The organism is Streptococcus oralis (assembly GCF_001579025.1).
GTDB classification, from domain to species: domain Bacteria; phylum Bacillota; class Bacilli; order Lactobacillales; family Streptococcaceae; genus Streptococcus; species Streptococcus oralis_X.
Genome location: NZ_KQ970236.1, coordinates 66,101 through 88,647, shown reverse-complemented (window position 1 = coordinate 88,647; position 22,547 = coordinate 66,101). Strand labels below are relative to the sequence as shown.

Sequence of the window (22,547 nt, the reverse complement as noted above, 5' to 3'; positions counted from 1 at the left end):
GGCAGACATATAGTTTGAAACTATATACCTAAAAATTGAGAAATCATCCGCCTTTCTCAGACTGGATGATTTCATACCACTATTTAATATCAGCTTCTGCTGGGAGATAAGTGTCTCCGAAGAACTGTTTAGACAATTTTTCAAGAGTTCCGTCTTTGTAGAGTTCTTGGATACGTTTGTCTACAAATGATTTCAACTCATCTTGACCTTTAGCAAGAAGTGGGTAAACGTAAGGTTGTTGGTCGCTTGGAAGTTCAATGACTTTCAAGTTGTCCAAACCTTGGTTCTTGATAACTGTTTCAACACCGATCTTATCAAAAATCTTGTAGTCAAACTGACCATCGCTCAAACGAGACATGATTTGTTGGAAATCAGCCTTGGTGTAGTTAAGAATAGTTGGATTGTCTGCGTGTTGTTTGTTATAATCTTCTAGCTGTTTAGCTGATGTTGTCCCTTGAACGACCTCAGTAGACTTGCCTCCGATATCATCAAGTGACTTGATGCTGTCGTCGTCTTTCTTCACAACGAGAACGTTAGGGTTTTTAGCAGTTGGAGCTGCATAAAGGTACTTTTCAGCGCGTTCTTTGGTATAACTGATATTGTTTACAGCCATTTGATAACGGTCGCTATCAAGGCCTGCAAAGACACCTGACCACTCTGTCTTTTCAAACTTGACATCGTATTTGTCAGAGTCTTTAAAGATAGCACGGACTACTTCAATCTCATAACCAGTCAACTCGCCATTTTCTTCGTAGTTGAATGGTTTTGGTGAAGCATTGGTTGCAACGATAATTTCTTTCTTACCAGATGCTGCTTCGCTAGTTGCAGTATCTTTCTTATCTCCGCCTGAGCAAGCTGCTAGTACACCTGCGGCAACAAGTCCTAGAGCAGCAAGAGATGAATATTTGACGATTTTTTTCATATCATTTCCTCCAAAATAGAATACTTTACTATCTTAACAGAAAATATTTTTTTTCGCCATTATATGATATCTATCTCGGTGATAGGTTTTTTTTATGGCTGACTAAAAGACCAGGCGCAAGACTGCAATCAAGACTACTCCAAAAAGAACCGTACCCACTAGATTGCGGTAGCGAAAGGCTACCCAAGCCGTTGGAAAGACTGCTAAAAAGTCCAACCATTTGATTTGAGGAAGACTCCCAACCTTGCCAGTCACTACGCTTGAAAGGATCAAGGCAAAGATAATGGAAACAGGCAAAAACTTCAAAAAACGCTCGACGATAGCTGGCAATCCCTTGTACTTAACCAATATGAAGGGAATCATACGGGGAATCCAAGTCACTAGTCCTGAAAAGATAACGGCTAACAAAAGATATTTACTGACCATCTAAGACCACCCCCCATAGTACAACCTAGCAAGGTCGCAAACAAAACAGCTAGCGACTGAGACACTACTGTCAAGAGCAAAAAGAAGGACACCGCAACAACGGCTAGGATCCACAGCAGATTCCGTACAGGAACCCGTCTTTGCATAATCTGAAATTGCGAAGTAAAAATCCCGATAAACATTCCGACAAGGGCAAAGTCTAAGCCAAAGACCTCAGGATTTGGCAGAAGCCCACCTAAAGCTGTCCCCGCAACTGTCCCAATAAACCAGGCTACATAACTATTTAGATTGTTCCCGTGCATCCACATGGGATGGACCTTGTCTGTATGGGCTAATTCTCCCATCAAAACCCCATAGGTCTCATCTGTCAGGAGACTGGACATGCCGATATTTTGCCAGAGACTAGTATGACGGAAATAGGTCGATGCATGCAGGCTCAGCAAAAAGAGTCGCAAGTTGATCAAAAAGACAGTCATAGCAATAGCTGCCACAGGCGCTTGTACCGCAATCAGTGCCAACATAGCAAACTGGGCGCTCCCAGCATAAACAAAGAGGCTCATCAAGCCCATCTCAACAGGTGTCACATAAGGTGCGCCAATAATCCCACAAGCCAGTCCAATGCTGACATAGCCAAGAGCAGTCGGCATGGCCGCCTGAACACCTTCCCAAAATCCTTTTTCTTTCATCCTTCTCCTCATATTCTCTCCAATTGCGGCTGTTCGTCATCACAGCCACAGCATGGACTATTATAACATATTCAAAGAAGAGAAAAAAGTTTCGGATTCGAAACCTATTGCCAGCAAAAAGTGCTGAAGAGGAAGCATCATGGATACATAAGAAATTGATCCACTCGGATAGTATACTTATCGGTTTCTGTGTCTGTAGCATATTTATTTTCTGTTGGATAGACATCAACCCAGAGCTCCCACTGTTGTCCCTTCAACTTGACCTTGTAGCGATAACCGTCATCATAGAGACCTACTGTATCAGTTGTCATGGACTGGTAATCTGGGAGTTCTTCAAGTTCTTTTTTTACAGTCTGGGATAAGTTATTGATCAATGCTTCCTGCTCAGCTTTTGAGGTAACGGGAAAATAAGCCGCTACTGTTTCCAAGTGATGCGATTTTGAAAATGTAAAGGTCGCTCGGCCTGGATAGCCTTTCAAAGTAATCTGCTCATAGTGATAGAAAAGGCGGCCTGTTTTATAGAAATACGGGTCTTCTGCACGCCAAGTATCACGATAGGCCATTTCCTCTTCTTCCTCCACCTCGCTAGCCTTTCCCAATACTTCTTCAACAGATTTAGGAGACATACCGAACGAAAGGGATTCAAACAAGACCAGTTGTGCCTTTTTGATATTCTGGCAAGCTGATAAAAGCATGAGTAAAGCTCCAAGAGAAAGCAAACTACTGATTATTTTTGTAAATTTCATATTTCTACTATACTAAAAAAGGCTATGATTGACAAACTTTGATAGAGTCGGATTCCGTGGTTAAATTCTAAAATTACTTTTTCATTTAAGGTAACAAGGAATTGAGCAAGAACTATTATTAGATATTGGAGATAATAAAAAGACTGGAGCGCCAGCCTTATCTATGTGATGTAAAAATTTCTGCTAAATCTAATACCCAAACACCAGTAAACTGACAATAATTAAGAAACTATTCCACAAGATGTGAAGTGCCATTGACCAATAAACTGAACGTGTATAACGAAAAAATATACAGAGTAGCAGACCTGCTCCAGCATAAATGATGAAGTCTGTTAACACCCATCCATACTGCAAAACATGAATGAGACTAAAGAGAGTGGAGGAAACGATGACATCTATATAGTACTTTTTCAATTTAGATAGTGCTGTCATCAGAAGCCCACGAAAGACCAATTCTTCAACTATCGGAGCAATGAGACTGCCATAGAGAATGCGCGTTACAAAGTAACTAATTCCTGTCAAATTAGCTGCTTCTTTCACAATTGCACTCCCATTTTGCGTGCTGGGAAAGATCTGAGTCGTTATATTTACCCACAAAAACATCAATAGAAAGAAAAGAAAGAAGATACCCAGATACGACCAACGGAACTGGAATCGACCTTACTCTTTCCAACGTTGACTCTTTACAAGAAGTGCAGTAGCAGCAATTCCCTCAATTACTATAAATAAAATTTGAATCCCATAAAATCCAAAATCGGATAACTGGTTCACTGAGTCTAATTTTGCTACAAGATTAAAAATCGAGTAATAGGACACGAGCACCAAAATTGTCCCTAAATAAAATTTCGTTTCTTTCCTTTTCATAGTTGATCCTTTTAAGTTTTATTTGCGTCTTCTTTCAGCCAAGCCTGCCCAGAGTCCTTTCACCCAATCAAAAGCTCCGTAAGGGCTTGGTCCAATACTACAAACTGACTCGGGAATTTCTATGTCACAGCTAGTGTTCTCTTTTGCTAATTAGGATTATTGAAAAACTCTAAAACAACAAGGGGAGAATCTGACCAATCCCATTGTAGACTATGTGCAGCCCAATAGACCAATAAATTGACTTAGTTACTCTAAACAAGACTGCAAATATAAGACCTCCACCCATATAGAAGACAAAGTCAGTCAAGACCCAACCGTGATTACTAATGTGCAAGATTCCAAACAAAGTAGCAGATCCGAGCACATCCAGTCCCCATTTCTTTCCTTTTTCCAGAGCAGTCATCACCAATCCACGATAAATCATCTCTTCAAAAATAGGACCTGCAATCACAGGATAGAAAAAATACATCAAAAATGCTGTAGCTCCTGTAAAAGTAGGGACATCCAGTTGATAAGCAATTTCATTTTTGGTAGGTGGGAAAAGAAAAAAGGTGACGAAATTCCAAACAACAAAAGCAAGCAGAGCTAAAAAGGTATTAAAAAGATAGGAACCTCTAAATTTTCGACTGTTAATTTTCTGCCATTTACCTGACCAAACCATAACAGTAATAGCAAGCAAAACCACAAGAAAATTCAACAGCATATCCGACAAATAATAGGCAAAGTCAGATAGACCAGCAGCAAGATCGCTATGTAAAAGCAAACGAATGAAGAACTGGTCAGCAATGACAAGTAGAACAGCTATAAAAAAGTAGTAGCGTGAGATTATCTTTTTCATTTTATTTTCTCCTATACTATGAAATAAAGACAGTATAACACGAAAAATGCCCTATTTTAGAAAATCGCATATTTGACATTTTTTCTTATAGAAATTTCATTTTTGCGATTGTTTGTTAATCGATAAGGTCTTTATATTGCTGCAAACGCAATTCAAAAAGGGCTGTTAATTGTGGATTTTCTAATATTTTCAGAGATTGGATAAAGTCTTCAATCTCTTTTTGATTGCTCCCCTTAGTTTGAAGGAAAATGCTCATCTTCTTTAAAAACTGCCACAATAATTTCTCAAAAACATCGTATGGTCGAAGCATACTCTCCAACTCGGCTTCAAAGATTGGGATATAATAAAAAAGTTTGCGCTCCATGAGCTCTGATATGATATTCAGAAAGCCACTTTTCATATACAGTCTATTGTGTGCTAATTCTTTAAATTCCTTGGATTTTTCAAGTAAAGAGGTGGATAAAAAAATCAGATCTTGATTACTTAAGAAAGGCATGGTATTGCAAAAAAGATAGAGTTCAAACCAGGTCCAAGATTCAATAGCATAGAGATAAGTAGTCAAAAACTCCCTATCCTCCTCTTCTAGCGGATAGTTTTTATCTAAGGAATGGATGGCATTTTTAATCACAATAGCATTCAAACGACGATAGGTCTGCGCCATCTGTTCTTGCTCGACTTCCTCCAACAGTTGCTCTAAGCCAGCAATATCTTGATGGGCAAAGCGATCCACAACCCTTCTACCAATTCGCATATGTGGGGATTCTTGATAGTTATTAAGCTTGTGTCCAAACTCATCGAAGGTCACATTTATCCCTTGGATAGCTAGTATCAGTTTATCCGCAGATAGCATAGACTGTCCCAGTTCAAACTTGGATAACTGGGATGCTGTCAGGCCATCACAAGCCACATCTGACTGCTTGAGTTTTCTCGCCAGGCGCAATTCCTTGAAAAATTCTCCCAATTCCATTCTCTCAATCATCTGACCACCTCCTAATTTTTACATATTATATCATCATTTTTACATATTTGTCAAAATATTCTGACAGTTTCCGGAGTAAAAAAGCCAGCTTCAAGCTGACTCTTTATTCTATGGTATCAAAGGCGAGACTCGGTTTGGCATTGAGGTCCAAGCCTGCAAAGTTTTCTTTGTTCCACTCGCTGACGCTAGCATAGGCAATCATACCTGCATTGTCTCCGCAAAGGCGTAGAGGTGGGATGATAACCTTGACATCTGTGATCTCGGTTGCCAGACGTTCTCTGAGGCCTCTATTAGCAGCCACGCCACCGGCCACGACTAGGGTTTTAACAGGGTATTTTTCTATGGCTTTCTTGGTTTTGGCCATAAGAATATCCATGACTGCTGCTTGGAAGGACGCTGACAGGTCTTCCTTGGACAAGCTTTCTCCCTTTTGCTCGGCATTGTGGTGAAGATTGATAAAGGCAGACTTCAAACCTGAGAATGAAAACTCTAGATTGTCCTCCTTAATCATGGCACGAGGGAAATCATAAATATCTTGCCCCTGATGAGCTAGCTCATCAATTTCGCGACCTGCAGGATAGGTCAAGCCCATGACACGGCCGACCTTATCATAAGCCTCACCAACTGCATCGTCCCGCGTTTCCCCAACAATCTTATAATCCCCAGCCTCAGAAACATAGACCAACTCCGTGTGCCCACCGCTGACCAAGAGAGCTAGCAAGGGAAACTCCAAAGGCTCAACGCTCTGAGCCGCCATGAGGTGACCAGCCATGTGATTCACGGGGATCAGCGGAAGTCCATGAGCCCAAGCAAAGGCCTTGGCAGCTGACAAACCAACTAGCAGTGCTCCGACCAAGCCTGGTCCGTAGGTAACAGCCACAGCCGTTACATCCTCTTCGGTAATTCCTGCTTCTGCTAGAGCCTCCTCGATACAGGCTGTAATGACCTCGACATGGTGACGACTAGCTACTTCTGGCACTACGCCCCCAAAACGTTTGTGACTCTCAATTTGACTCGCAATGACATTGGACAAGAGCTCGTCATCGTTTTTCAGTACGGCAACACTGGTCTCATCACAGGATGTCTCAAATGCTAAAATATATCTATCCTTCATCTATTTCTCTCTTCATAATGATGGCGTCCTCGACTGGGTCATGATAGTAAGCCTTTCGCTCAGCGATGATCGCCATCTTTTCTTTCTTGTAAAATGCTTGCGCTCGTTGGTTTGACTTTCTGACTTCGAGGAAAATCTCCTTATCCGTTGGCAATTGAGCAAACAAGGCTGACGCAATTCCCTGACCCTGATAGGCTTTTTTGACAGCGATTTGCAGGACTTCTGCCTCAAAAAGATTCTCCTGCACGGCTAGAAAGCCAATCACTTCTGCTCCGTCCAAAGCCACAGCATACCAAGTCTGGTCTTGGGACAGGTCTGCTTGGATTTGTTCCAGCGTCCAAGGACTGACTGGGTAAACAGCTGCCATGACAGCATAGATAGATTGAGCTAGGTCAGGCTGTCTTTGGATTCTTTTGATTTCTATCATAGGCGTTTAATGTAGGACTCACCAGACTCGGTGTGGTTCTTGAGCCAATTTTCCTCGGCTTCGACACGCTTGAGGTAATTCGGCACAAAGTCATGTAAGGAGCCTGCTTCCTTATCCCAAGCCAAAAGAGCAAGATTAGCTGCATTAGGTAAGCTTTCTTGGTAGTTGGCTTGTGGCAAGTGTTCTTGAATCTGCTCCACAAAGGTTCCAACCTCTCCAACAAAGGTCACCTGGTCAGCATCCGTGACTTTTTCTAGCACTTCCGCAAAGGACAGGTGTGCTTCTGACATGACAGGTTTGGCATTTTCATAAAATCCTGCATAAACATTGTTGCGACGCGCATCCATCAGGGGAACAAGTAAGCCTTCTTTCTGGCTTGGTACCAGAGCCAAGAGGCTAGACATACCAACCAACTCAATGTTCAGGGTATGAGCCAAGGTCTTAGCAGTTGCTACCGCGATTCGTAAGCCAGTATAACTACCTGGTCCTTCAGCTACCACGATTCGATCCAAATCCTTGGATGTCCAATCCAAACTTGCCATCAAAAAATCGATGGCAGGCATGAGGGTAATACTGTGATTTTTCTTGATATTAATCGTCGTCTCGGCAAGAACCTGCTTGTCCTCTAAAATGGCTAGAGAAAGAGCCTTGCTGGACGTATCAAAAGCTAATACTTTCATAACACATTCCTATCTTTTTATCTGTTTACTATTATACTACAAAAGCCAGCGCAAGGGAATTTTCTTTGTTTTGAAACAAAAGGGCCTGCCACTTAGACAAGCAATTCCACACAACAAATTCAAAAAAGTTGTAGCTTTTTTGAATAGAAAAGTGAACAAGGAATTGAAAGGATCGCCATAAGAAGTTTAGATAAAACATATATACTTTGACTCGATATTCGATACGAGAGATCATCGTAAACATAAGGATATCACCTAAAAATAGAAAAAGTCCATCCCATCTATCAAGACGAGGTGGATTTTCTGTATATCTAGATGAATAATTGACTTTAGGCATTTAAACCAAAGTAGACAACGAGCCAGACAACATAGGTTACAAGGAGGAGAAAAATTGAATAGAGCGTCACAAAAGCAAGCTTCCAAAGGAATTTTGTTTTACGGTGTTCCAGATGCACAAACAAGGCATTCCCCCCATAGACACAAGCTACAAAGACTATAAACACCAAGAGGCGAGCTCCTATCGCAAATTCAAACAAACTAAACATTCTTAATCCTCCTTTTGGTATTCCTATTTTTATATAAACTGTTGACAATATCGGTCTATCAATGTTAAAATGTAATTCAACATTGGTAGGAAAATCAGGTTGAGTCGCTGACTCCTCGGGTTGCAGTGCTATCCCTGAAACTTTGGTTTCTAAAGAACTGAAATTGCGATTGAACAATTCGCCCCCAGTGTTTGACGGCTCTTGACTTCGGTCAGGAGCTTTTTGATGCTTTTAAAGTTGATTCCCTCAGTAAGTTATAGTAAAATATAAATATTGAGAGGATAACGTAGGGCGACTGGTAACAGAGCGTTCAAAGGTACCAACTTCTGGTACGGGTGTGGGACTGCCCTCAGCTTTGAGCTGTAAAGACCCCTGACTACCATTGATCCTCTCTTTTTGTTTACTCTTAAATTAAGTGCTTGTCTTTACCTTTTAGTAAGCGCTCCACTCCATGCTATTTCTACATCGTTATACTTATAGATTGACTTCTTAGCCTCATAGATGATAAAATAGGGTAAAGGTTGAGATTTGGTCTGACTTGGTGACAAGTCTTTCAAAGGTTGTGATTCAATCACTTCAGGTAATGGTGCTGCCCCTTGAGCTTGCTCAGAAAGATCCCTTAATTTTGTCTCAGCCTTTTTATTTGCTCTTGAGATTTCTCAAGAGTTTTTCTTTTTTCAAAGATATCATTCTGCCCCAACCATCTACACCAACGATTAATGAAACTAGAACTGTATTCTTCCTCAAACCTACTATCTCCATAGATTCCCCCTTTAATTATAACACCTAAGTGCACTCCGACCAAATCCTACCTGTCTTTTTGCTCCTTCTTCCCCTCCAGACTTTCTCCATTTCCGTCTTTTACTAATTTTTCATTTTGTGGTATAATTGAAATAATTGTAACGAATCAAGGTCAATCTAGACACAAAATGGAATGAAATCAAGCAAATCTCTACTAAAAGTTTGGAATAAGCTGACCTGTAAATAGAAAGGAACTATATGATTTACAAAGTTTTTTATCAAGAAACAAAAGAACGTAGCCCACGTCGTGAAACAACACGCTCACTTTACCTAGACATCGATGCCAACTCAGAACTTGAGGGACGTATCGCTGCTCGCCAACTTGTCGAAGAAAACCGCCCAGAGTACAATATCGAATTTATCGAACTCTTGTCTGACAAATTGCTAGATTACGAGAAAGAAACTGGCGCTTTCGAGATTACGGAGTTCTAATATGGCCTACACTCTTAAACCTGAAGAAGTCGGCGTTTTTGCCATCGGTGGTCTGGGAGAAATCGGGAAAAACACTTACGGAATTGAATACCAAGATGAGATTATCATCGTCGATGCTGGGATTAAATTCCCAGAAGATGACTTGCTGGGTATCGACTATGTCATTCCTGATTACTCTTACATCGTGGACAATATTGACCGCGTCAAGGCCGTTTTGATCACACACGGACACGAGGACCACATCGGTGGGATTCCTTTCCTACTCAAGCAAGCAAATGTCCCTATCTACGCTGGTCCACTTGCCCTGGCTTTGATCCGTGGAAAACTTGAAGAACACGGCCTCTTGCGCAACGCCAAACTTTACGAAATCAACCACAACACTGAGTTGACCTTTAAAAATCTCAAGGCAACTTTCTTTAGAACCACTCACTCCATTCCAGAGCCTTTGGGAATTGTCATTCATACTCCTCAAGGAAAAATCGTCTGTACGGGTGACTTCAAGTTCGACTTTACACCAGTTGGAGAACCTGCAGACTTGCACCGAATGGCAGCCCTTGGTGAAGAGGGTGTGCTCTGCCTCCTCTCTGACTCGACAAATGCAGAAGTGCCAACCTTTACCAACTCTGAAAAAGTCGTTGGTCAGTCCATCATGAAGATTATCCAAGGCATTGAAGGACGCATCATCTTTGCATCCTTTGCCTCAAATATCTTCCGTCTCCAGCAGGCAACGGATGCCGCTGTTAAGACTGGACGCAAGATTGCTGTCTTTGGTCGTTCTATGGAAAAGGCCATTGTCAACGGTATCGAGCTTGGCTACATCAAAGCTCCTAAGGGAACCTTTATCGAGCCAAATGAAATCAAAGACTACCCTGCAGGCGAGGTTCTGATCCTCTGTACAGGTAGTCAAGGCGAGCCGATGGCAGCCCTCTCTCGTATCGCTAACGGAACCCACCGTCAAGTGCAACTCCAACCCGGCGATACCGTTATCTTCTCTTCTAGCCCAATCCCTGGAAATACTACTAGCGTCAACAAGTTGATTAACATCATTTCTGAAGCTGGTGTCGAAGTCATCCACGGTAAGATTAACAATATCCACACCTCTGGACACGGTGGTCAGCAAGAGCAAAAACTCATGCTCCGCTTGATTAAGCCCAAATACTTCATGCCTGTCCACGGTGAATACCGCATGCAGAAAGTCCATGCTGGACTAGCGGTGGATACGGGTGTCGAGAAGGACAATATCTTTATCATGAGCAATGGTGATGTGCTTGCCCTTACTGCTGACTCAGCTCGTATCGCAGGTCATTTCAATGCCCAAGACATCTATGTCGATGGAAATCGTATCGGTGAAATCGGCGCTGCTGTCCTCAAAGATCGTCGTGATCTATCCGAAGACGGTGTCGTTCTAGCAGTCGCAACTGTTGACTTCAAGTCTAAAATGATATTGTCTGGGCCTGATATCCTCAGCCGAGGCTTTGTCTACATGAGAGAATCTGGGGACTTGATTCGCCAAAGTCAGCGCATCCTCTTCAATGCTATTCGTATCGCACTGAAGAACAAAGACGCCAGCATCCAATCTGTCAATGGTGCCATTGTCAACGCCATTCGTCCTTTCCTCTATGAAAATACAGAACGTGAACCAATCATCATCCCGATGATCCTCACACCAGATGAAGAAGAATAAATCAACAAAACAGCCCCGTCTTCGGAGCTGTTTTTCTCTATGCTTTCTTTTCTTGATTTTTAGAAATACTACGATTTTTACCTTCAAGATAGACCATCAAAATAGAAATATCTGCTGGGTTAACTCCCGAAATACGGCTAGCTTGACCGATGGTTTCTGGATTGATAAGTTTGAACTTCTGACGGGCTTCTGTCGCGATAGAATCAATATCATCCCAATCAATATTGGCTGGAATGCGTTTTTCTTCCATGCGTTTCATCTTGGCAACCTGGTCCATAGCTTTGGAAATATAGCCTTCGTACTTGATCTCTGTTTCAATCAATTCGATAATCTTGTCATCCAAGTCCTCGGCAGCTGGCCCTATGAAGGCCACCACATCTTTGTAAGAAACTTCTGGACGGCGAAGGAATTCTTTGGCTGTCACCGCATCTGTCAACGGCTTGAAGCCCATTTCCTCAACCTTAGCATTGGTTTCTTTGACTGGCTTGAGTTTAATACTGTCTAGGCGCTTCATCTCATTGTCAAGTTGATTTTTCTTGATTTCAAAACGGGCCCAGCGTTCATCGTCCACAAGGTCAATCTCGCGCCCCATCTCAGTCAAACGCATATCGGCATTGTCATGACGGAGGATGAGACGGTATTCAGCACGACTGGTCAAGAGACGGTAGGGTTCAATGGTACCCTTGGTCACCAAGTCGTCAATCATCACCCCGATATAGCCGTCACTGCGCTTCAAAATCAATTCAGGCTTGCCTTGGATTTTCAGAGCCGCATTGATACCCGCGATAATCCCTTGACCAGCAGCTTCTTCGTAACCTGACGTTCCATTTGTCTGACCAGCTGTAAAAAGTCCTGAGATTTTCTTTGTTTCCAGAGTCGCACGCAACTGGTGTGGCAAGACCATGTCATACTCAATGGCATAACCTGTTCGCATCATCTCAGCATTTTCTAAACCTTTGATAGAATGAACCAACTCACGCTGTACATCCTCTGGCAGACTGGTTGAAAGACCTTGGACATAGACTTCCTCTGTATTGCGCCCTTCTGGCTCAAGGAAAAGTTGGTGGCGTTCCTTGTCCGCAAAGCGCACAATCTTGTCCTCAATTGATGGACAGTAACGAGGTCCCACTCCCTTGACCACACCTGTAAACATAGGCGCACGGTGGAGGTTGTTTTGGATAATCTCATGACTGGTACCGTTGGTGTAGGTCAACCAGCATGGCACCTGGTCCTTGACATAGTCCTCATCACGTGAAGTGTAGGAGAAGTGATTTGGCGCTTCATCTCCTGGCTGAATCTCTGTCACATCGTAATTGATAGAAGAAGCCTTAACACGTGGAGGGGTTCCTGTCTTGAAACGACCAATTTCGAGTCCCAGTTCCTTGAGATTGTCAGCAAGGTTAATCGAAGCCAGACTGTGGTTAGGACCTGACGAATACTTGAGGTCTCCGATGATGATTTCCCCACGGAGTGCAGTCCCTGTCGTCACGATAACAGCCTTGGCAGCATATTCTTGATGAGTTGCTGTACGAACACCGACAACCTTGCCATCTTCCACCAAAATCTCATCAATCATGGTTTGACGAAGGGTGAGATTTTCTTGATTTTCAACTGTCTTGCGCATCTCCTTAGAGTAAAGCTCCTTGTCAGCCTGCGCACGAAGGGCACGGACAGCTGGACCTTTCCCAGTGTTGAGCATCTTCATCTGGATGTAGGTCTTGTCAATGGTTTTAGCCATTTCACCACCAAGGGCATCCACTTCACGCACGACAATCCCCTTGGCAGAGCCACCGATAGAAGGGTTACAAGGCATGAAAGCCAGCATTTCAATGTTGATGGTCGCAAGCAATACCTTGCAGCCCATACGGCTAGCAGCTAGAGATGCCTCCACCCCAGCGTGCCCCGCACCGATTACAATAATATCGTATTCTTCCGTAAAATTATAAGTCATTTCTTAACCTTTCAAAAATTTCTCGCAAATAAGGAACTAACTTCTCCTCCTCTAGAGCTTGATCCATAGTAACCCATTTAAAGTGTGTATGCTCTTCAGGATCTAATCTGATAATTGGCTTCTCCCCAACCCAGTCTGCTTTATAAACTAAGCGAGTAAAAACCGTATCCTTAGAAGTATCCAGTTGACTATCTTCGTGAAGAAGTTTGAGCGAACTGCTATCTAGCCTAACTCCCGCTTCTTCAATGCATTCTCTAAGAGCACCATCTCGCGGAAGTTCACCCTTTTCAACCCCGCCACCAGGAATATCCCAGTAAGTTGGATAAACGTTGGGTTCTCCTCTTTTAATTTCCGAACGCTGAATGAGTAAATAATCACCACCACTATGAACAAGTACATGGGCAATAAGCTTAACCATCATTTTCTCTCCTATTCCTCAAGATGAATGTGTTTTAGTTGGCCGTCCCATTCTGGTAGAGCTGTTTTTAAAAAGGCTGGAACTAGATTGATCCCCTCAAGCCTATCCAAGTCAATCCACTTACAGGGCTGCCTCTTCTCATCTTCCTGCATGGTCAATGGAGCATCTTCAAGCAAGTTCACCAGATAATGAAACTCGATGTTGTGATAGGAAACACCGTCTTGTTCAAAACGATTTTCAACTACGAAAGCTAGCTGTCCAGCTTGAGCTTTGACACCTAGTTCTTCCTTCACTTCACGGACTACCGCGTCTTCCGTGCTTTCATTGACTTGAATCGCACCGCCGATAGTGTAATATTTACCCTTGTCTTTAGTAACTAGGAGCTTGCCATTTTGGAGAATCAAGGCTGTCGCCCGAACACCAAAAACAGTATTTCCTACTTTTGTCCGAAAGTCTTGTTGAGTCATTTTTATCCTTTCCCTTAAACGACACAAAAACAGTCAAAACTCCAAAGAAGTGCAGGACAAAAAAGCCTGCAACATCCATGAGCTTTGACCATCATTTCTATTGCTTTTATTATTGTAGCAAATTGAGAAAATTTGTCAATCTAAATGTACTGACAAACCTGTCCATCTCGATAAGCATTATCAATCAAACCGCCACCGAGACACTCATCGCCATCGTAAAAGACAACTGCCTGTCCTGGTGTGATGGCGCGTTGCGGTTCCGCAAAGATGACCTCTGCCTTATCTCCTTTGACATGTACTGTCACCTTAGAATCAGGCTGACGGTAGCGGAATTTAGCCGTACATTCTAGCGTAAATTCCTCTGGCATCTCACGAGTAAAATGAACTTGACTGGCTTCTAGGCTGGTTGACATAAGCGAATCATGGTAAAAACCTTGGCCGACATAGAGGATATTCTTGCTTAGATCTTTTCCGACAACGAACCAAGGGGCATTGTCACCACCGTGTTGGCCACCGATACCGAGTCCGCCACGCTGACCAATCGTATAGTACATAAGGCCGGCATGCTCACCCATATCGCGACCATCCACAGTCATCATGCGACCAGGCTGAGCTGGCAGATAGTTGCTGAGAAAGTTTTTAAAGTTCTTTTCTCCGATAAAGCAAATCCCTGTCGAGTCTTTCTTCTTAGCAGTCGCAAGTCCTGCTTCTTCTGCGAGTCTGCGAACTTCAGGCTTTTCCAAATGTCCCAATGGGAACATGGTTTTTTGGAGTTGTTCTTGCGAAAGTTGACTGAGGAAATAGGTCTGGTCCTTGCCATTGTCCACGCCACGAAGCATGTGAACGATGCCATCCTCATCACGCGCCACTCGAGCATAATGCCCAGTCGCTACATAGTCTGCACCCAAGGTCATAGCATAATCCAAAAAGGCCTTGAACTTGATTTCCTTGTTACACATAACGTCTGGATTTGGCGTGCGCCCTGCACGGTATTCCGCTAGGAAATACTCAAAAACGCGGTCCCAGTACTCTTTTTCAAAATTGACAGAGTAGTAAGGAATGCCAATCTGGTCTGCCACTGCAGCCACATCCTTGTAATCTTCGGTCGCCGTACAGACGCCGTTTTCATCTGTGTCATCCCAGTTCTTCATGAAGATACCGATCACATCGTAACCCTGCTCTTTAAGCAAGAGAGCCGTCACCGACGAATCAACACCACCACTCATCCCCACAACAACACGTGTTTTAGAGTTATCACTCATGGTAAGTCTCCCATCTATTCGTTTATTCATACCCTCAAAATTCTATTTACTAAGACTTTCAATAGAATTTCTTCGAGTATAGTCTTTTCGTTTGCTTTTAGGAGTAAAATGGTCTGGGAGACCATTTTAGCCTATCATCTTAAAATGAAAATATGATAGGCAACGAGTCGCAGGCATAACTCGAGTTAGGTAAGACGAGTTAACGACGTAATAAAAGATAAACGAAATGACTAGTTCACGATTGAAGGTCGTGTGTGCTTTAACGATTGAAGGTCGCTTGAGCAGTATTCATTATAACACGCTTGGTTGGAGAAGACAAGAAAGAGGCTGATAAATCATCTCAGCCTCTCTTTCTTACTTTGCAAACGAATCAATTTCCCCTTTTAAGTTCTTTCTTCGCTTGTTCTATCTGGTATTTCACTTGCTCAAAGCCGGTTCCTCCTAAGGAATTTCTCCTCTGAACAGCGGTTTCTGGACGCAAGTAGATATAAATATCCTCTTCAATCAAGGGATGGTAGACTTGCAACTCCTTCAAATCCCAATCTTGGATATTTTTACTATGCTTGATAGAGTCTAGAACCAATTTCCCTACAATTTCATGCGCTTCTCTAAAGGGAAGACCTTTTTCAGCCAAATAATCTGCCAGTTCGGTCGCATTTGAAAAATCATTCTCTGTGGATTGCTGCATTTTGGCCTCATTAACCTGCATGCTCGATAGCATACCTGCCAGCACATCCAGAGAATTTAAAATCGTTTCTACTGTATCAAACATGCCTTCCTTGTCCTCTTGCAAATCCTTATTATAAGCCAGAGGCAGAGACTTCATGACGGTCAATAGTCCAAGCAAGTGCCCGTAAACTCGTCCTGTCTTCCCTCGAATCAATTCGGCCATATCAGGATTTTTCTTCTGGGGCATGATAGACGAACCCGTTGAAAAGCTATCAGACAAGCTAATGTACTGATACTCAAAACTGCACCAATTGATGATTTCCTCACAAAAACGACTCATATGCATCATCAAAATGCTGGCATTTGATAGAAATTCTAAGATGAAATCACGGTCACTCACTGCGTCCAAGGAATTGGTATAGGGGTGTTGGAAACCCAATAAATCACTCGATAATTGACGATCGATTGGAAAAGTTGTCCCCGCCAATGCAGCCGCACCCAGGGGAGATAGGTCCGTATGTTTCAAGTTAAATGCAAAGCGCTCGCTATCCCTTTGAAACATATTGTAATAAGCCATGAGATGATGGGCAAAACTAATCGGTTGGGCGTGCTGCAAATGAGTATAGCCTGGCATGATGGTTTCCACATGTTTTTCAGCCAAATCCAGCAAAACACTGTTCAGATTCGCCAACTTATCCAAGACATGGCCAAGTTGCTCCTTTAGATATAAGTGCATATCTGTTGCGACTTGGTCATTCCGAGAACGAGCCGTGTGCAGTTTCCCAGCCAGAGGACCGATTTTCTCTGTCAGTAACACTTCCATATTCATATGAATATCTTCATTTGCAATATCAAAATGAAGCTCTCCTGCCTCTAAATCTCGCAACAAAGCTTGCAGACCATCTTGGATCTGCTCTGCCTCTTCCAAGCTCAAAATGCCAGTCTGTCCTAGCATTTGAATATGAGCTAGGGAACCCATCAAATCAAATTTTGCCAGCTGGTGGTCAAAGGAAATACTCGCACCGAACTGTTCTACCCACTCTTCCACAGTGCCTTCAAATCGACCACCCCATAATTTTGTATTTTTCGGCATATCCTGTCGTCCCTTTCTATCGCGTCACTACTCAACATTTTTCTGAACTTCTGAATAAACCTTAGTCGGAAGCCCCCAAAGCTTGATAAATCCAACAGCCGCATCTTGGTCAAAGGTATCCGCACTAGTATAAGTCGCCAGATTTTCATCGTAAAGAGAATTTGGAGATTTCCGCGCCACTACCTGGGCGTTTCCCTTGTAAAGTTTAACTTTTGCAGTTCCATTGACAACTTTCTGTGTCTCCTTGATATAGGCAATCAAAGCCTGAGTTGCTGGGCTAAACCACAAGGCATTATAGATGAGATTGGACAACTCATTTTCGATAATGGGTTTGAAATGAGCCACTTCTCTCACAAGAGTCAAGTCCTCAATCTCCTTATGAGCTGCCAATAAGGTCACAGCACCTGGGCACTCATAAATCTCTCTTGACTTAATACCGACTAGGCGATTTTCCACATGGTCAATACGACCAACACCGTGTTTGCCTGCAATTTCATTGAGCTTTTGAATCAAAGCCGCCACTTTCATCTTTTCTCCATTGAGGGAAATGGGCACCCCACAGCTAAACTCAATGTCAATAAATTCTGGACTGTCTGGTGCCTCTTCTGGAGAAGATGTGATCCCAAATGCTTCTTCTGGCGCTTGGTTCCAAGGGTTTTCCAAGACACCACATTCATTTGCACGACCCCAAAGATTTTGATCGACAGAGTAAGGATTGTCAAGGTCAGCAGGAACTGGAACACCGTTTTCTTTGGCATATTGGATTTCTTCTTCACGAGACCATTTCCACTCACGAACAGGCGCAACTACTTTTAAATTGGGATCCAAAGCCGCAATAGAGACTTCAAACCGAACTTGGTCGTTTCCCTTACCTGTACAACCATGGGCAATTGTGGTTGCCCCCGTCTGATGAGCTATTTCAACGAGTTTTTTTGAAATAAGAGGGCGACTCAGAGCAGATACCAAGGGATACTTTTGTTCATAGTAGGCATGTGCCTGAAGGGCCACTAAAACATAGTCATTAGCGAATTCTTCCTTAACATCAATGACATAAGACTCTACAGCCCCAACCTTGAGAGCTTTATCATGGATGAACTCCAAATCTTTTCCTTCACCCACATCCATACAAACAGCGATTACATTATAGTCTTTTTTTAACCATGTAATAGCAACCGATGTATCCAATCCACCTGAATAGGCTAAAATGACTTTTTCCTTACTCATTTCTCTTCCTTCTTTCTATTTTTCGATAGAGACTTTAAAAGCATCGTCAATCAATTTGTCCAACTCCCCAGAATCCTTCAACTTCTGGATGGTTTTGTCAACCGCCTCTTTTAATTCTTTACTATCTTTTTTCATCGCAACAGCGTAGGAATCTTCTTTATCATTGTCAAAATCAAACTCAGCGATGGCTAGGTCTGGATTATTCTCTACAAATCCTTTCGCCACTGGTTCCTCAAAGATAACCGCATCCAGTTGCCCTGATTTTAAATCTGTTATCAAATTTCCATTTTTAGGAAGTGAAACGAGAGAAGAATTCTGCAAGGTTTCTTTAGCCAGAGTTTCCTGGATAGAACCTTTCTGCGCTCCAACCTTTTTCTGAGCCAAATCCTTCACTGATTGGTAATTCGTTAATTCAGATTTTCTTACGATAACCTTATTTTTCGAAGTGTAGTAGGGAATTGAAAAATCGTAAACTTGACTTCTCTCTTCCGTTTTAGAAACACCTGATATGGCAAGATCGGCCTTACCTGAATCAAGACTAGCTAGTACATTGTCAAAACTCATTGGAGAGAGCTCCACTTCTACACCTAGTTCTTTTGCGATGGCTTTGGCTAGCTCAACATCTGAACCTACAATCTGATTTTTCCCATCGACCAATTTCTGATATTCAAATGGAGCAAACTCTGGATTTAGGGCCACCACCAATTTTCCTTTAGCCTTAATGGCTTCAACACCTTGGGATTGAGTGTTACTACAAGCAAATAATAAGGGAAACATAAGCAAACCAAACATCGTCATCAACACCTTCTTCACTTTATTCATAGAAGAGCCTCCTTTTATTTTTATACTTTATTATTGTATAAATAATACTCTTCTCATTTTCGTTTGTCAAGAAAAAACTGTATTTTATTTCATTTAAATCAAGAAAAAGCTTATTATATGATATATTTTTACATATAATAAGCTTATTTATACTATTTGAGTTTTTAAAAATACAATTGTCCAATTACAGGTAAGATGAAGAGATCAACGAACTCTCCACATTCTCTTTCACAATTCAATGACTCGATGGCATTGTTGAGCTACATAGGCATCGTGGGTAACGATAATGACCGTTTTCCCTTCCTTGTTCATATCTAAGAGAAAGTTTAAAACCAAATCTCGATTTTCAGGGTCTAGAGAGCCGGTTGGTTCATCTGCTAACAGGAGCTGACTCGGTTTTAAAATGGCTCTAGCAACTGCGATTCGTTGCTGTTCCCCTCCAGATAACTCTGAAACCTTCTGATGTAGGGTTGATGACAATCCCACTCTCTCTAAAATTTCTTCTATCTTTTTGACTTTGTCCTTCTTGGATAATTTTACATACTTTAGAGCGAGCATGAGATTATACTCTACTGTTTCATTATCAATCAGAGCAAAGTTTTGAAACAGATAGGAGATATGTTCGCGGATAATCGCTTGCGACTTAACAGAATTGACAGGTACATTTTGCTGACCGAAAATTTCATAATGTCCACTGTAATCGCCATCTATCAAACCCAAGAGATTTAACAAGGTTGACTTGCCACTGCCACTTTTTCCAACAATGGCAACTAAATCTCCTTGGTTAATTTTTAGAGATAAGTTCTCCAAAATAACTTTTTCCCCAATGGTTTTCGTAACATTTTCCAACTTTATCATAAGTGATCCCCTTTCAATAACTGCACTACATTTCGTTTTTCCATCTTAGAACCCAAGAAAAGCACAAACAGGATATCTAAGCCTGTAAATCCTGCAAAAAGTAGGAGCGGGAAAAGTGCCTGTGTAAAGAATAGCAGGGCTACAAAAGGAAGGCTATAGACAGCTAATAGAAGACCCAGCAAGGAACGATACCGATCTATCAATTTCCAGCCCATAAACTTCTTGGTAATAATATCTGTTCGCTTCAATAAGAAAGTTGTTACTAGTAAGAAGTAGGAAATCATCATACTAAGAAGACCAACCAAAGCAAAGAGTATGTTGAAATTCCGAACAGCATCTCGATAAGAATCTACTTTCTCTTGTTGAATGGCTTGAATAGATGAAAATTTTAAATAATTCCCATCTGATAATTTCTCAACTAACGCTGTCACCTCTTTTTGATGTTGAGCTGTATTTTCGATTTTAATGGGATTATTTAAACCTGTTGTTGACAGGGAAGCTTTTTCATCCCACATCATATCAGAATCATTGACCAAGCTAATAATTGGATTGTAGAGATTTTCCTTTCGCTTCTCGTTATAAGGGAAAAATGACCAATCTCCTTCATAATAGGCAATCTCGACATCCACCTCCTCTATCCTTCGTTTTTGCTGCTCTTCATACTTCATTGATTGATAGGTAATCAACTTCCCCAAGAGCTGGTTTTTCTCTTCTTCACCTTTCGTACTTGCTGGCATCAAAATAACTTTTTTAGTGCCGGTATCGGGTAACTTGAATCCCTTGCTCTTTAGAAAATTGCGATTAGCATAGTACACATCCACCGTATCTGTTAACTGATATTGCTGAATCTGTTCTGATTTGACAAAATTTTTTACAGGAAGACTGCTACTTTGCACATAGCCCGCCTGCGTTTTTTCTACCAAATCCAGATAAAATCGATAGAAATAATCCACTGCTTGCCCTGAGCCTGCCAACTGCTCTTGCCACAGGTTATCATTGAGTTGGAAAGTTTCTAAGGTCAGATAATTTCCTTGACTGATCCACTGTTTCTGGTAATCCAACTCTTTGTTTTCTTGCTCCAAACTTTTCCCCACCCCAACTAGCAAGACTGTCAGTAAAATGGTGGTTCCAATTTTCATCAAATAATTAAAGAGTAAACCAAATTTGAAAGATGAAAAACCTTTCAGCAGAGAGCTGATTGTCATTTTTTGGATTAAGAGATAAGTCAACCAACTGATAAAGAGATAAAGCTGCAAAAGCAAAAAATGAGACAACCACAGCATAGGGAACAAATCTTTCGGCTTATAATCAAGCAAGAAACACACTCCTAGATTGATCACAAGCGCCCCACCTAGGAGGAGGTAGAGGTTGCCTTTCACAACATCAGCTAAAACAGCCCGATCTTGAAAACCAAGTAATTTTTGTACCCCAACTCTTTTCATCTCCATCATCGGCTGATACACTGTTACTAAGACAAGAAGCAAAATAGCCAAGACAAAAATAATAGCAGATAAGAGCAAATCTCGATTTAAGACTTCCACTGCACTTTTATAGTTTGGCTCTAGCAAGGTAGCCTGGTCTATATTGAAAAAATCGCTCCATTTCTGTACAATCCTATCCTTGTCCATCTTTTGTGTAGAAGTTATCGTATAGCGACCATTTAAACTACGAGATGTATCCTTGATATAGGTTTGAAAAGTCATAAGCTGAATAGGTTTGGCTTTTAGAAAGGTCGGAATCGTACCAAGTTTATTGGAAATTTCTTTATTACTGTAAACTCCCTCACCATCTGTGGTAAAATCAAGGGAAGAAAGTCCAAACTCTTGGTAGGGGAAGGTATCTTTATCAAAAACACCAGACTTGATCACCTCATCACCACTGTCTGTTTTGATGATGGAGACTTTGTACTCCTTTGATACATCCTCAAAAAATCGAAGAACAGATTCTGCAGGTTCATTGACATCTTTCAAGTATACATCCAAAGAACTCGCTGTCTTTCCCATTTCCTGAATCCGAACCACTTCTCGTGTGTAGTTTACATTAAAAACAAAAAAAGTAGTACAGAGAAGCAGGAGTAACATACAGAAATTACTGATTTTTTTCATAAAGATACCTCCAATAAAGTTCTCCCTCTCCTAACAGGAGAGGGAAAATTTCACTTAAAATCCATAGAAATATTCTAATCCTGTTGGCGGAATTTTAGTAAGGGAAGCTTGAGCCCAAACCCCGGGAGTTTCACGATCCCTAGAGATTCTACCACCATGTCGGACTGTTGCTGTATGAGATCGAGTAGAATGTAAATAATCAGAATATCCAAAAGTTCCTGTCCAACCTACTCCATAGTTCCATTGACCACCACCTACCCATACTGCCAAAACATTTGTAGTAGCAAGCAAACCACATGCCATTACGGTTGCTACACCAATTTTTACTAATTTTTTCATGATATTTTCCTCACATCTTATATCTTGAACTGTTTCACAGAAACAGATGAATTGATTCATTTGTAAACATCGAAGTCCATTGGACTCACCTTCCTTTCTTTTACTTAATCAAAATTTTATAAGAGCCATCCCCAAGGGAAGAAAATAACCATCCATAACATAAATAACAACAGACGATATACTTTTTTATACATT

The 22,547-nt window shown here is 41.7% G+C and carries 21 protein-coding genes and 2 pseudogenes; 2 read left to right on the top strand and 21 right to left on the bottom strand.

What is annotated here, in order from left to right:
* Nucleotides 1–79: 79 nt before the first annotated feature.
* The 11 genes and pseudogenes from SORDD27_RS06710 to SORDD27_RS06655 form a co-directional block, all read right to left on the bottom strand.
* A complete protein-coding gene (locus SORDD27_RS06710) occupies nt 80–922 on the bottom strand; it encodes an amino acid ABC transporter substrate-binding protein (RefSeq protein WP_000724966.1) in 843 nt (280 codons plus the stop codon).
* Between the two features lie 102 nt (nt 923–1,024).
* Nucleotides 1,025–1,348 (bottom strand): AzlD domain-containing protein, encoded by a 324-nt coding sequence (locus tag SORDD27_RS06705; RefSeq protein WP_000253936.1) that lies wholly within the window; start codon nt 1,346–1,348, stop codon nt 1,025–1,027.
* Nucleotides 1,338–1,995 (bottom strand): annotated as a pseudogene (locus SORDD27_RS06700) (AzlC family ABC transporter permease). Before SORDD27_RS06700 ends, SORDD27_RS06705 begins: the two are co-directional and overlap by 11 nt.
* A 176-nt stretch (nt 1,996–2,171) precedes the next feature.
* Nucleotides 2,172–2,780 carry a hypothetical protein gene (locus SORDD27_RS06695; RefSeq protein WP_061428216.1) on the bottom strand — a complete coding sequence of 203 codons (609 nt, stop codon included), beginning with the start codon at nt 2,778–2,780 and terminating at the stop codon, nt 2,172–2,174.
* 189 nt (nt 2,781–2,969) lie between these two features.
* A pseudogene (locus SORDD27_RS10520) lies at nt 2,970–3,644 on the bottom strand (lysostaphin resistance A-like protein).
* A gap of 169 nt (nt 3,645–3,813) precedes the next feature.
* Nucleotides 3,814–4,482: a CPBP family intramembrane glutamic endopeptidase gene (locus SORDD27_RS06685; RefSeq protein WP_061428214.1), complete on the bottom strand. Its 669-nt coding sequence runs from the start codon at nt 4,480–4,482 to the stop codon at nt 3,814–3,816.
* A 115-nt stretch (nt 4,483–4,597) separates the two neighbouring features.
* A complete protein-coding gene (locus SORDD27_RS06680; protein ID WP_061428212.1) occupies nt 4,598–5,461 on the bottom strand; it encodes an XRE/MutR family transcriptional regulator in 864 nt (287 codons plus the stop codon).
* A gap of 103 nt (nt 5,462–5,564) precedes the next feature.
* A complete protein-coding gene (gene tsaD, locus SORDD27_RS06675) occupies nt 5,565–6,575 on the bottom strand; it encodes a tRNA (adenosine(37)-N6)-threonylcarbamoyltransferase complex transferase subunit TsaD (protein ID WP_061428210.1) in 1,011 nt (336 codons plus the stop codon).
* Entirely contained in the window at nt 6,565–7,002 is a 438-nt protein-coding gene (gene rimI / locus SORDD27_RS06670) for a ribosomal protein S18-alanine N-acetyltransferase (RefSeq protein ID WP_061428208.1), read from the bottom strand. Before rimI ends, tsaD begins: the two co-directional genes overlap by 11 nt.
* Nucleotides 6,999–7,682: a tRNA (adenosine(37)-N6)-threonylcarbamoyltransferase complex dimerization subunit type 1 TsaB gene (gene tsaB, locus SORDD27_RS06665; RefSeq protein WP_061428206.1), complete on the bottom strand. Its 684-nt coding sequence runs from the start codon at nt 7,680–7,682 to the stop codon at nt 6,999–7,001. The genes rimI and tsaB overlap by 4 nt, the downstream gene beginning before the upstream one ends.
* 329 nt (nt 7,683–8,011) lie before the next feature.
* Nucleotides 8,012–8,227 (bottom strand): hypothetical protein, encoded by a 216-nt coding sequence (locus tag SORDD27_RS06655; RefSeq protein ID WP_061428202.1) that lies wholly within the window; start codon nt 8,225–8,227, stop codon nt 8,012–8,014.
* Between the two features lie 999 nt (nt 8,228–9,226).
* Here SORDD27_RS06655 and SORDD27_RS06650 point away from each other — a divergent pair.
* Nucleotides 9,227–9,460, top strand: coding sequence for a DNA-dependent RNA polymerase subunit epsilon (locus SORDD27_RS06650; protein ID WP_000639581.1), 234 nt, complete (start codon nt 9,227–9,229; stop codon nt 9,458–9,460).
* Nucleotide 9,461: 1 nt separating this feature from the next.
* Complete coding sequence (gene rnjA / locus SORDD27_RS06645) at nt 9,462–11,144, top strand: ribonuclease J1 (protein ID WP_061428200.1); 1,683 nt, start codon at nt 9,462–9,464, stop codon at nt 11,142–11,144.
* Between the two features lie 37 nt (nt 11,145–11,181).
* On the opposite strand, the gene mnmG is transcribed toward rnjA, so the two are convergent.
* The 10 genes from mnmG to SORDD27_RS06595 all read right to left on the bottom strand — a co-directional run bounded on the left by mnmG (nt 11,182) and on the right by SORDD27_RS06595 (nt 22,352).
* Nucleotides 11,182–13,095, bottom strand: a complete 1,914-nt coding sequence (gene mnmG, locus SORDD27_RS06640; RefSeq protein WP_061428198.1) for a tRNA uridine-5-carboxymethylaminomethyl(34) synthesis enzyme MnmG — start codon at nt 13,093–13,095, stop codon at nt 11,182–11,184.
* Nucleotides 13,085–13,516 (bottom strand): NUDIX hydrolase, encoded by a 432-nt coding sequence (locus tag SORDD27_RS06635; protein WP_061428196.1) that lies wholly within the window; start codon nt 13,514–13,516, stop codon nt 13,085–13,087. Before SORDD27_RS06635 ends, mnmG begins: the two co-directional genes overlap by 11 nt.
* Nucleotides 13,517–13,524: 8 nt before the next feature.
* Nucleotides 13,525–13,980, bottom strand: a complete 456-nt coding sequence (locus tag SORDD27_RS06630; protein ID WP_061428194.1) for an NUDIX hydrolase — start codon at nt 13,978–13,980, stop codon at nt 13,525–13,527.
* A gap of 140 nt (nt 13,981–14,120) precedes the next feature.
* Entirely contained in the window at nt 14,121–15,242 is a 1,122-nt protein-coding gene (gene mnmA / locus SORDD27_RS06625; RefSeq protein ID WP_007520866.1) for a tRNA 2-thiouridine(34) synthase MnmA, read from the bottom strand.
* Nucleotides 15,243–15,612: 370 nt separating this feature from the next.
* On the bottom strand, nt 15,613–17,004 hold the full coding sequence (gene argH, locus SORDD27_RS06620) for an argininosuccinate lyase (RefSeq protein WP_001125693.1): 1,392 nt from the start codon (nt 17,002–17,004) through the stop codon (nt 15,613–15,615).
* Between the two features lie 27 nt (nt 17,005–17,031).
* Nucleotides 17,032–18,228 (bottom strand): argininosuccinate synthase, encoded by a 1,197-nt coding sequence (locus tag SORDD27_RS06615; RefSeq protein WP_061428192.1) that lies wholly within the window; start codon nt 18,226–18,228, stop codon nt 17,032–17,034.
* A 15-nt stretch (nt 18,229–18,243) separates the two neighbouring features.
* Complete coding sequence (locus tag SORDD27_RS06610) at nt 18,244–19,050, bottom strand: ABC transporter substrate-binding protein (RefSeq protein ID WP_061428190.1); 807 nt, start codon at nt 19,048–19,050, stop codon at nt 18,244–18,246.
* A gap of 228 nt (nt 19,051–19,278) precedes the next feature.
* Nucleotides 19,279–19,908, bottom strand: coding sequence for an ABC transporter ATP-binding protein (locus tag SORDD27_RS06605; RefSeq protein ID WP_000593109.1), 630 nt, complete (start codon nt 19,906–19,908; stop codon nt 19,279–19,281).
* On the bottom strand, nt 19,905–22,013 hold the full coding sequence (locus tag SORDD27_RS06600; protein ID WP_000724250.1) for a bacteriocin-associated integral membrane family protein: 2,109 nt from the start codon (nt 22,011–22,013) through the stop codon (nt 19,905–19,907). The genes SORDD27_RS06605 and SORDD27_RS06600 overlap by 4 nt, the downstream gene beginning before the upstream one ends.
* Before the next feature lie 54 nt (nt 22,014–22,067).
* Nucleotides 22,068–22,352, bottom strand: coding sequence for a lactococcin 972 family bacteriocin (locus tag SORDD27_RS06595; protein ID WP_000737528.1), 285 nt, complete (start codon nt 22,350–22,352; stop codon nt 22,068–22,070).
* Nucleotides 22,353–22,547 lie beyond the last annotated feature (195 nt).